7 protein-coding genes are annotated in these 7,487 nt (G+C 61.7%); 4 read left to right on the top strand and 3 right to left on the bottom strand.

Annotation, left to right across the window (positions count from 1 at the left end; genetic code table 11):
- Nucleotides 1-260: 260 nt before the first annotated feature.
- From nudE to AC1RDQ_RS02800, 3 genes are all read right to left on the bottom strand, one after another.
- On the bottom strand, nt 261-809 hold the full coding sequence (gene nudE / locus AC1RDQ_RS02810) for an ADP compounds hydrolase NudE (RefSeq protein ID WP_057714052.1): 549 nt from the start codon (nt 807-809) through the stop codon (nt 261-263).
- 87 nt (nt 810-896) lie between these two features.
- On the bottom strand, nt 897-2,027 hold the full coding sequence (locus AC1RDQ_RS02805; protein WP_057714053.1) for a helix-turn-helix transcriptional regulator: 1,131 nt from the start codon (nt 2,025-2,027) through the stop codon (nt 897-899).
- Between the two features lie 136 nt (nt 2,028-2,163).
- Nucleotides 2,164-3,207 (bottom strand): 3-ketosteroid-9-alpha-monooxygenase, oxygenase component, encoded by a 1,044-nt coding sequence (locus tag AC1RDQ_RS02800; protein ID WP_340315892.1) that lies wholly within the window; start codon nt 3,205-3,207, stop codon nt 2,164-2,166.
- Nucleotides 3,208-3,353: 146 nt separating this feature from the next.
- Between AC1RDQ_RS02800 and AC1RDQ_RS02795 the strand changes: the two genes are divergently transcribed.
- The 4 genes from AC1RDQ_RS02795 to AC1RDQ_RS02780 all read left to right on the top strand — a co-directional run bounded on the left by AC1RDQ_RS02795 (nt 3,354) and on the right by AC1RDQ_RS02780 (nt 6,949).
- Nucleotides 3,354-4,193 (top strand): SDR family NAD(P)-dependent oxidoreductase, encoded by an 840-nt coding sequence (locus AC1RDQ_RS02795; RefSeq protein WP_492586220.1) that lies wholly within the window; start codon nt 3,354-3,356, stop codon nt 4,191-4,193.
- Nucleotides 4,180-5,106 carry a LipP1 family hormone-sensitive lipase gene (lipP1, locus tag AC1RDQ_RS02790; RefSeq protein WP_492586218.1) on the top strand — a complete coding sequence of 309 codons (927 nt, stop codon included), beginning with the start codon at nt 4,180-4,182 and terminating at the stop codon, nt 5,104-5,106. The genes AC1RDQ_RS02795 and lipP1 overlap by 14 nt, the downstream gene beginning before the upstream one ends.
- Nucleotides 5,103-6,218, top strand: a complete 1,116-nt coding sequence (locus AC1RDQ_RS02785) for a 3,4-dihydroxy-2-butanone-4-phosphate synthase (protein ID WP_154861403.1) — start codon at nt 5,103-5,105, stop codon at nt 6,216-6,218. Before lipP1 ends, AC1RDQ_RS02785 begins: the two co-directional genes overlap by 4 nt.
- 272 nt (nt 6,219-6,490) lie before the next feature.
- Nucleotides 6,491-6,949, top strand: coding sequence for an REP-associated tyrosine transposase (locus AC1RDQ_RS02780; protein WP_057714058.1), 459 nt, complete (start codon nt 6,491-6,493; stop codon nt 6,947-6,949).
- The last annotated feature ends 538 nt before the right edge of the window (nt 6,950-7,487 follow it).

The raw sequence follows: 7,487 nt of genomic DNA, 5'->3' as shown, positions 1-7,487 counted from the left end.
GCTCGCTCCCACAGGTTTATTAGGCGTCCCCGGGATCTGTGCCTGGCCGTGATCCCCTGTGGGAGCGAGCTTGCTCGCGATGGCGGCCTATCAGGCGACATGGGTGTTGGATTTGCCGGCCTCATCGCGAGCAAGCTCGCTCCCACAGGTTTATTGGGCGTCCCCAGGATCTGTGCCTGGCCGTGATCCCCTGTGGGAGCGAGCTTGCTCGCGATAGCGGCCTATCAGGCGACATGGATGTTGGATGTGCCGGTGTGGTGTCAGGTTCGTCGGGCGAGGGCGCCTATTGCCATGAACAGCGCCGCAATCGCCCTGGCCTCGTGGAGTTCACCGCGGGCCACCAGTTCGGGGATTTGCGCCAGCGGTACCCGCAGGCATTCCAGGGGTTCGGGTTCGTCGCCTTCGAGTTGGCAGGGGCTCAGTTGTTCGGCCAGTACGACTCGGTAGCGGTGGCACAAGTGCCCCGGTGCCAGGGTCAGCTCGCCCAGTTCAGTGAGGCGTTCGGCGCGCATTCCGACTTCTTCGCTCAGCTCGCGTTGCGCCGCCTGCAAGTAGTCTTCATTGGGCTCGGCGCCGCCCTTGGGCAGACCGAGAATGGTTTTTTCCACACCGACCGCGTATTCGCGCACCAACAGCACATGCTCTGGATCGGGCATCGCCACCAGCATCACCGAGCGATAACCGGTGCCGCGCAGGCGTTCGTAGACCCGCTGCTGGCCGTTGCTGAATTGCAGGTGCAGGGCTTCGATCTGAAAGTGGCCGCTTTGCGCCAGCAGTTCAGTCTTGAGGATGGTTGGGCAGTTGCGCATGGGGCAGTCCCCTGTTTGGGATAAAGACACTGTGCGCTGTGCAACGGGAGCCGCCATCGTCCGAGCGGACGAGGGCGGCAATGAGGGCTAGCCGAGGGTCGCCACGCTGCGCAGGATCAGGCGCACCAGCATGGTCTGGCGGGTCACGCCGGTCTTGGAGAAGGTCGAGCGCAGGTGTGCCCGCGAGGTGTTGCGGCTGATGCCCAGCTCTTCCGACGCTTCGTCGAGGGTCAAGCCGTTGGCAAGCAACATCGCCAGCTGGGTTTCCGCCGGGGTGAAGTCGAACAGCGCGCGAACGATTTCCTGCGGCGCGGTGGATTGTTGCTCCGGGTCGCTGATGAAAATCACCACGGTCGGGCACTGCTTGCCCTCGCTCCAGTCCGTCAATGGCACCGAGCGCACGATGATCCCCAGGTCCGCTTTGCCGGACGGCCGCTGCACGCGCAGGGCTTCGACCACCGACGGGTTGCTGCTTTTTTGCGACAGCAGCGACTGCTTGACCAGGCGACGGAACTCCTGGGTGTCCCGGGCCGTACCGACCTGCAGGCCATCGTTGACCAGTTTGATGCCGTCCTTTTCCTGGATCAGCCGGTCGGCGACCTGGTTGGTCTGCAGTACCTTGCCGGCCTCATCGAGGATGATCGTGCCGACCGCCATCTGGTTCACCGCGCCGGCGTACAGATTGCGTTCGGCTTCGATGCGGTTGAGCTGCATGTGGATCTTGATCGAACGTTCCAGGTGCGCAATGAAATGCGTGAGCATGGCCTTTTCTTCATTGCCGAACGGCTTGTCGTCACGTCCGCGGCTGATGCGAATGCGGCACTGGGCGCCGTCGACGGTGTTGATGTCGGCACCGAGGATGTGGAACACGTCCACCGGTTCAAGGAAGTTCTTGTAGAACTCGGAATTCTGCCAGTCGTCGTTGGAGACGAACTCGGCGAGGGTCACCACCTGGCGGTTGGGCAGGTCGACAAACGGATCTAGGCTGAAAAAGTGTTTGTTGTACGACGCGGTCGCCTCGGTCGAGGTGCCGGTGGTGTTGACCATCAAGCCGTCCACGTGGGCGCTGGGCGGACGCAGGATGAAGGTCACGTACTTGCTGTTCAGATGCACATTGAGCTGATTGAGAAAAGTAGCCCAGGGAATGGTTTCCAGCGGACCCTGATAGAGGTTGCCGATCAAATCACTGAACGTATCGAGGCTGAGGCTCTGCTGCATAGGGAAAAACCGTTTTTATTATTAGCGTTGGCGGTGGCCGAGAATAAGCGCCGGTATCGACTCCTTGCAACGCTCGGGCTCAGGGCCTGACCGGCGGCTGCCGAACAGGCCCATGGCGGGCGAAAAGCCGCTGGCGTCAGACCCGTTCGCTGGCGCGCACGACAAACTTCTTGTGTTCGGCAACGTCCGCCGACAGCGCCTCGACGTCGGTGTAGAACTGCTCGTACCAACGGCGCAGCTGATAGACCGGACCGTCGCCGTCACACAACAGCGGGTTATCGACGCGGGTCTTGCTGTGCCAGATGGCCACGTCTTCGTAGAAGGCTGCCTGCGCCTGCGCGACGTAGGCCTTGGCCATCGCCTGGTTCTGCTCTTCGCTCAAGCCCGGGATCTTCTTCACCAGCACGCCGTAGCGCAGGGTGAAACTGTCGAGGTCGATCGGCACATGGCAGTTGAGCAGGATCGAGTGGATCGGCTGGCCGTTCATGGCACCGTTCATCTCGGTGATCTGATAGGCCGGGCCGAAATAGGTGGCCTCGGTGGTCAGCACGCTGTCGCCGGACAGGCGCTCACTGCGGGCGCGCATGATCTGAGTGGCCAGGTGGCCCTGGAAAATGTTGATGAACTCGTCGACCGGCGCGCCATGGACGGTACCGAAGTGCGCCATATCGGCGATGTTGTCGATCAGTTCGCGGCAGTTGGTGTCAATCTGCAGCTCAGCGACTTCCCACGCCGCCCATTCGTCGCTGTAGCAGGCGTCGATGCGCGGAATGCGTTGTTCCGGCAGCGGGGGGTTGCCTTCGGGGTCATTCCAGACGAACAGCAACTGGTTCTCTTCCATGATCGGCCAGCTTTTGATTTTGGCCCGAGGCGGGATGCGCTTGGCGTAGGGGATGTCATCGCACACGCCATCGGCGCCCCAACGCCAGGCGTGGAAGGGGCAGCGAATCGAGTTGCCTTCAACGCAACCGGTGCTCAGGTCGGCACCCATGTGCGGGCAGTAGCCATCAAGAATATGCAGCTCGCCGTCTTCACCCTGGAACGCCACCAGACGGGTGCCGAACACCTCCAGGCGATGGGCCTTGCCGTCGCGGTATTGCGCGGCCAGGCCCAGGCAATGCCAGCCGCGGGCGTAGCGGTCTTCCAGCAGTTTGGCTTCGATGCGGTGCAGGGTACTCATCTTATTATTCTCCCAAGGGATCACGGGGTTGGCGCATGTAACGGATTCTGCCGCCCCTGTAAAAGCGGGCATCGTCTGAATGGACGATGGCTGCTTTAAGTAGGCCCGCTCTACTGGCGCCATTGGACCCATGGCAGGAGTTGGCGATGAGTAATGAACAAGGGCCGGTAGCGGTGATTACCGGGGCCGCCAGTGGTATTGGCCGTGGCCTGGCCGAACACGCGGCGACACTGGGCATGCGCCTGGTGCTGGCGGATCGGGATGCAGCGGGTCTGCAAGCCCTGTGCGACGAATTGAACACCAGCGGTGTGCAAGCGATTGCCTGCGTCACCGATGTCGGTGATGTGAAACAGGTCGAGCGCTTGCGTGACCGGGCTGTCGAGCACTTCGGCGGGGTCGACCTGCTATTCAACAATGCCGGGGTGATGCAAACCGGCTTCAGCTGGGAAATCACCGAGACGCAATGGCAGCGCATGCTGGACGTCAACCTCAACGGCGTTATCAACGGCATTCGCAGCTTTGTGCCGTTGCTGCTCAGTCAGGGCCGGGCAGCCCATGTGATCAACACCGCGTCCCTTGCCGGGCTGGTCAGCAGTCCGCTGATGGCGCCGTACAACGTGACCAAGCAGGCGGTGGTCGCGCTCTCGGAAACCCTGCATTACGAACTCGCCATGATCGGTGCGCCGGTATCGGTTTCGGTGCTGTGCCCGGGGCCGGTGGCCAGTGAAATCATGGCGTCGAACCAGGTGGTGGACACCGCCGGATCCGACTTCAGTCAACTGCTCGACAGCACCATTCGCCAGGGCATGACCCCGGCGGAACTGGCCGCGCAAGTGTTCGCCGCCATCGCGCAAAAACGCTTCTGGATCCTGCCTCACAAGGGTTTCAAGCCGGCCCTTGAGCGCCGGGTACAAAGCATCCTGGGCGAGACCAATCCGCAGTTTCAAATGGCCGACGTAGAGGACGATGCCCATGCCGCTCGATAAGCAGATCGCTGGGGTGCTCCAGCAATTTCGCGACATCCCCGAGCCCGATTTCAGCCAGGTCGATGCCGCTCAGTACCGGCAGTTCTCCGACAACCTGCTGCCGGCCATCCCCGGTGATCCGATGAGCGAAGTACGGGACTTGCGGGTGGCCGGCGCGGACGGTGAACTGGACGCACGGCTGTACCGGCCATCGGAAGAACCCGACCTGCCGTTGCTGGTGTTTTTCCATGGCGGCGGGTTTGTCATGGGCAATCTCGATACCCACGACAATCTCTGCCGCTCGCTGGCCCGCCAGACCGAAGCCGTGGTGGTGTCGGTCGCCTACCGACTGGCGCCGGAAAACAAGTTCCCCGCTGCGCCTCTCGATTGTTATGCGGCCACCTGCTGGCTGGTCGAGCACGCGGCTGAACTGCGCGTCGATGGCAGCCGGCTGGCTGTGGCCGGAGACAGCGCAGGGGGCAATCTGGCGCTGGCGGTCAGTCAGTTGGCGGCACGACGCCAAGGACCGAAGATCAGCTATCAGTGCCTGTTTTACCCGGTCACCGATGCGGGTTGCGACTCTCAGTCCTTCGAAGACTTTGCCGAGAGCTATCTGCTTTCCGCCGCAATGATGCGCTGGTTCTGGCAGCAATATCTGCAAGACGTCGGGCGGGCGGATGACCCATTGGCCTCGCCGTTGCGTGCCGAGAGCCTGGCGGGATTGCCGCCAACGACCCTGATGACTGCCGAATTCGACCCGTTGCGCGATGAGGGCGAGGCAATGGCCGAGTGCATGCGTGAGGCGGGTGTGCCTGTGCGCCTACAGCGTTGTGACGGCATGATCCATGGTTTTATCAGCATGGCGCCGTTCGTGGAAGGGGCGGCACATGCCTTGTCCGATGCGGCGGCCGACCTGCGCGGGGCACTCAAATGAACGGTCTGGCATTCAATACGGTTCCGCAACTGATCGAGGCCATCGGCGCCGGTCGGATGGTGGTGATCACCGACGACGAACACAACGGCGAAGGCTCGTTGCTGATGGCCGCCGAACAGGCCGGGGCCGAAGCCGTCACTTTCATGGCGGTGCAGGCACGCGGGCTGATTTGCCTGGCCCTGACCGAGCAGCGCTGTCGCGCGCTGGGCCTGGACCTGATGGTGCCCAACTCCCGGGCGCAACATGGCGTGGGTTTTACCCGCTCGATCGAAGCCGCCACCGGGGTGTCCACGGGTATCTCGGCGGCGGACCGGGCGCGGTCGATCCAGGTGGCGGTCGACCCGGCCAGCGTTCCAACGGACCTGGTGCAACCGGGGCATATCTTCCCGGTGCAAGCCTTGCCCGGTGGCGTGATGCAGCGGGCCGGACATGTCGAGGCCGCTTGCGACCTGACACGTCTGGCGGGGCTGCAACCGGCGGCAACCCTGGTGGGCATTCTCAACGAGGACGGCGAACTGGCCCGTGGTGCCGAGTTGCATGAGTTCGCCCAACGTCATGGCTTGCGGATCGGCACCATTGCCGACCTGATTCACTACCGCATCCTGCATGAAGGCACAATCGAGCGCGGCGGCGAATATCCGTTGCATACCCGCCACGGTGAGTTCCAGGTGACCACCTATCAGGACACCTACCAGGGCTCGCTGCACCTGGCGCTGGTCAAGGGCCGGATCGACAGCACGCAACCGGTGTTGGTGCGGGTGCAAAGCATTGAGACGTTGCGTGACGTGCTGGGGTGTGAAAGCGAAGGCGGGCCGCAACAGTGGACGCTGGAGCGTTCGCTGGCCAGTATCGCGGCGGCCGGTAGCGGTGTGCTGGTGCTGCTGGCGCAAAAGGAATCCGCCGAAGGCGTGCTTGAGCAACTGCGTCAGCGCAGCGGCGGCAAGCACCGGGCGCCACAGTTTCCGCAACGGACTTTGGGCATTGGCGCGCAGATCCTGCGCGACCAGAACGTGCGCAAAATGCGCCTGATGAGTTCGCCGGTGCCGTACACCGCCGTGTCCGGGTTTGATCTGGAAGTGACGGAGTTTGTGCCCTTTCAGCCGGCAGTCTGAAGCCAACACCTAAACCTGTGGGAGCGAGCCTGCTCGCGATGGCGGTCTGTCATTCAACATCAATGTTGAATATACCGGCCTCATCGCGAGCAAGCTTGCTCCCACAATGGTTTTTGGATACCCGCAGATGTTGCGTACACCCACTAACCCTGTGGGAGCGAGCTTGCTCGCGATAGCTTTCGATTGGTCACATCCGGTCAAAGGTTGACCCAACGCCCAAGCATCTACCGGTCTAGCCTTGCTCCTGAATTCACCATGGAGAGGGTAAAGGAATGCCTGATTTACCTGCTTCATTTCGTCTGCGCATCGGCCGCTATGCCGAGCCCAACAGGGTTTACCTGTTGACGAGCAATACGCTGGATCGAGAACCGGTTTTCAAGGATTTCGGTTTGGGCAGGCTGGTCGTCAAGCAATTTCAGTATGCACAGGAACAATACTGGGCGAACTCTTTAGCGTGGGTCGTCATGCCCGATCATTTTCATTGGTTGATCGAGTTGCAGCAGTGCTCACTCAGTCAGCTGATGCAAAAAACCAAATCATTGAGTACGCGGGCCGTGAACATGTCCGTCGGACGTAAAGGCAGTCTATGGCAGCAGGGCTATCACGATCGGGCGTTGAGGCGGGATGAGGACCTGGTCAAGCTTGCTCGATATGTTGTCGCGAACCCGTTGCGGGCTGGGTTGGTTGAGAAGCTTGGCGACTATCCGTTGTGGGATGCGATCTGGGTTTGATCCGTAACCGTGTAGCCACCATCGCGAGCTTGCTCGCTCCCACACTGGTTTTTGGTTATCCGCAGATGTTGCGCACACCCGGTAACCCTGTGGGAGCGAGCTTGCTCGCGATGGCGGTCTGTCAGGCGAGATTGATATTGAATGTGCCGGCCTCTTCGCGAGCAAGCTCGCTCCCACAATGATTTTTGGATAGCCGCAGATGTTGCGCACACCCGGTAACCCTGTGGGAGCGAGCTTGCTCGCGATGGCGGTCTGTCAGGCGAGATTGATGTGGACTGTGCCGGCCTCTTCGCGAGCAAGCTCGCTCCCACAATGATTTTTGGATAGCCGCAGATGTTGCGCACACCCGGTAACCCTGTGGGAGCGAGCTTGCTCGCGATGGCGGTCTGTCAGGCGAGATTGATGTGGACTGGGCCGGCCTCATCGCGAGCAAGCTCGCTCCCACAATGATTTTTGGATAGCCGCAGATGTTGCGTACACCCGGTAACACTGTGGGAGCGAGCTTGCTCGCGATGGCGGTCTGTCAGGCGAGATTGAT

It is taken from the genome of Pseudomonas sp. GW823-FHT02E01, from assembly GCF_058797535.1.
The sequence above is the reverse complement of the archived record's forward strand: the minus strand, read 5'-3'. Positions and strand labels throughout refer to the sequence as shown.

Bases quoted from the DNA above. Each gene is read 5' to 3' on its own strand.
- AC1RDQ_RS02800 (WP_340315892.1), bottom strand. From the start codon at position 3,207: ATGAGTACCCTGCACCGCATCGAAGCCAAACTGCTGGAAGACCGCTAC.
- AC1RDQ_RS02785 (WP_154861403.1), top strand. From the start codon at position 5,103: ATGAACGGTCTGGCATTCAATACGGTTCCGCAACTGATCGAGGCCATC.
- AC1RDQ_RS02805 (WP_057714053.1), bottom strand. From the start codon at position 2,027: ATGCAGCAGAGCCTCAGCCTCGATACGTTCAGTGATTTGATCGGCAAC.
- AC1RDQ_RS02780 (WP_057714058.1), top strand. From the start codon at position 6,491: ATGCCTGATTTACCTGCTTCATTTCGTCTGCGCATCGGCCGCTATGCC.
- nudE (WP_057714052.1), bottom strand. From the start codon at position 809: ATGCGCAACTGCCCAACCATCCTCAAGACTGAACTGCTGGCGCAAAGC.
- lipP1 (WP_492586218.1), top strand. From the start codon at position 4,180: ATGCCGCTCGATAAGCAGATCGCTGGGGTGCTCCAGCAATTTCGCGAC.
- AC1RDQ_RS02795 (WP_492586220.1), top strand. From the start codon at position 3,354: ATGAGTAATGAACAAGGGCCGGTAGCGGTGATTACCGGGGCCGCCAGT.